Origin of the sequence: Chryseobacterium sp. 2TAF14 (assembly GCF_052115105.1) — a bacterium.
In the GTDB taxonomy this organism is placed as follows: Bacteria; Bacteroidota; Bacteroidia; order Flavobacteriales; family Weeksellaceae; genus Chryseobacterium.
The window spans coordinates 1-2,229 of the sequence record NZ_JBFRGA010000293.1; the positions used below are offsets into that span (position 1 = coordinate 1).

The following is a 2,229-nucleotide window of genomic DNA, read 5'->3' on the forward strand; positions in this document are numbered from 1 at the left end:
TTATAAACCCGAACCTGATGAAGAAATTGTTGATGGATTGAGTTCGTCGCTTGGTTTTGGAACTTTTGAATCCAAACTATTAGTTCTCAGAGGAATTGACAATTATCAGAAAGCGAGAGAATTTTTCAAGCCTAATGTAACTGATATTCACAGCCCTTTTCTGATGGCAGATATGCAGAAAGCAGTTGAACGCATTGCAACAGCTATAGAAAACGGTGAAAAGATTATGGTTTACGGAGATTATGATGTAGACGGAACTACTGCGGTTGCGCTGATGTATCTTTATCTCAGAAAGATTGTTCAAAAAAAATATTTAGACTATTATATTCCGGATCGTAATTCTGAAGGATACGGAATTTCTACCGAAGGAATCGATTTTGCAAAAGAAAACGGCTTTTCGCTTATTATCGCATTAGATTGCGGAATCAAGGCGATCGACATGATTAATTATGCCAAAAGCAAAGGCATCGAATTTATTATCTGTGATCACCATTTACCCGGAGACGAAATTCCTGATGCAACAGCAGTTTTAGATCCTAAAAGAAACGACTGCAGATATCCTTTCAAAGAACTTTCAGGTTGTGGTGTAGGTTTTAAACTTTGTCAAGGTCTGAATACCATTTATAAAATCCCGGAAGCAGAACTGTTTGAATTAACAGATCTTCTGGCAATTTCCATTGCTGCCGATATTGTTTCAATGACCGGAGAAAACAGGGTCTTAGCAAAAATGGGACTCAAAATGCTCAGAAAAACCCGAAATATGGGACTGAGACTTTTGATTCCGGAAGATAAACTTTCTCATTTCGAAATTTCAAATATTGTTTTTGAAATTGCTCCAAAAATCAATGCCGCCGGAAGAATTTCTCATGGAAAAGCTGCCGTAGAACTAATGGTTTCTGACAATCTGAAACATGCCCATCAAATCGTAAGCGACATTATGAATCTTAACGATGAAAGACGTGAACTCGATATGAACTCTACTCTTTCGGCGCTTAATCAAATCATAGAATCGCAGCAACAGGCCAAGTTTTCTACAATAGTTTACCATCCCGAATGGAATAAAGGAGTGATAGGAATTGTTGCCTCAAGACTTACCGAAACTTATTATAAACCAACCTTGGTTTTCACAGACGGAAATAATGGTGAAATGGTAGCTTCAGCGCGTTCGGTTTCAGATTTTGACGTACATGAAGCTTTAGATTTATGCTCAGAATATTTTCTGAAATTCGGAGGTCATCATGCTGCAGCAGGACTTTCTATGGAGAAATCTAAATTTGAAGATTTTAAGATCAAATTTGAAAAAGTTGTTGCCGAAAAAATAAAAGACCATCAAAAAGAGCCGTCAATTACCATAGATTCTGATGTGCATATTGATGAAATCAACAGAGATTTTATTAATTTCCACAGAAAACTGGCTCCTTTCGGACCTCACAATATGAAACCTAATCTGGTTTTAAGAAATCAGAAAATTTCTGGCTACCTAAAAACGATGGGTAAAGATAACAACCACCTGAAGTTTTACATTAAACAGGAATCTACCGGAAGAAATATTGAATGTGTAGGTTTTAAATTGGGGCAATTTGCAGACGATTTCAGAACTAAAAATTTCGATATCGCTTTTACTCTGGAAGAAAATCACTGGAAAGGAAATGTAACGCATTGCCTGAATATCAAAGATGTGAAATTTCTGGATTAGGTTTTAGGAGTTAGGTTTTAGGGATTAGAAAAACATATGGGAAATTATAAGGAATTAATTGTTTGGCAGAAATCTGTAGATCTTGTAACAGATATTTATTCTTGTACCAAAAATTTCCCAAAAGAAGAGCTCTATTCTTTAACCAGCCAAATTCGTCGTTCATCAATTTCAATTCCATCGAATATTGCAGAAGGACATTCCAGGAGATCACAAATTGATTACCTACAATTCTTAAAAATAGCGAGAGGAAGTTGTGCAGAATTTGAAACTCAATTGATAATCTCGAAAAATCTAAATTATTTAAATACTGATGAGTTTGATCATTTAAGTAAAAAATCAGAAGAAATTTCAAAAATGCTGAACGCACTCATTACCAAGCTGCAAACTAATTCCTAAAACCTAATTCCTAAGCCCTGAAATAATGAAAAAAATCGGCTTATTTTTCGGATCATTTAACCCAATCCACATTGGGCATCTGATATTGGCGAATTATATTCTTGAAAATTCGGATATGAATGAATTGTGGTTTGTGG

Annotated in this window: 2 protein-coding genes and 1 pseudogene; all 3 read left to right on the forward strand. The window is 35.4% G+C overall.

Translation table 11 applies throughout. The annotated features are described in order from the left end of the window. Nucleotides 1-1,696, forward strand: a 1,696-nt coding sequence (recJ, locus tag AB4Y90_RS17620; protein WP_441558869.1) for a single-stranded-DNA-specific exonuclease RecJ, incomplete at its 5' end; no start/stop codon positions are given. Between the two features lie 36 nt (nt 1,697-1,732). Continuing rightward, nucleotides 1,733-2,092, forward strand: a complete 360-nt coding sequence (locus AB4Y90_RS17625) for a four helix bundle protein (RefSeq protein WP_441558870.1) — start codon at nt 1,733-1,735, stop codon at nt 2,090-2,092. 25 nt (nt 2,093-2,117) lie between these two features. Beyond that, a pseudogene (locus AB4Y90_RS17630) lies at nt 2,118-2,229 on the forward strand (nicotinate (nicotinamide) nucleotide adenylyltransferase); the annotation flags it as partial.

Coding starts and splice junctions, on each gene's coding strand:
- AB4Y90_RS17625 (WP_441558870.1), top strand. CDS start 1,733: ATGGGAAATTATAAGGAATTAATTGTTTGGCAGAAATCTGTAGATCTT.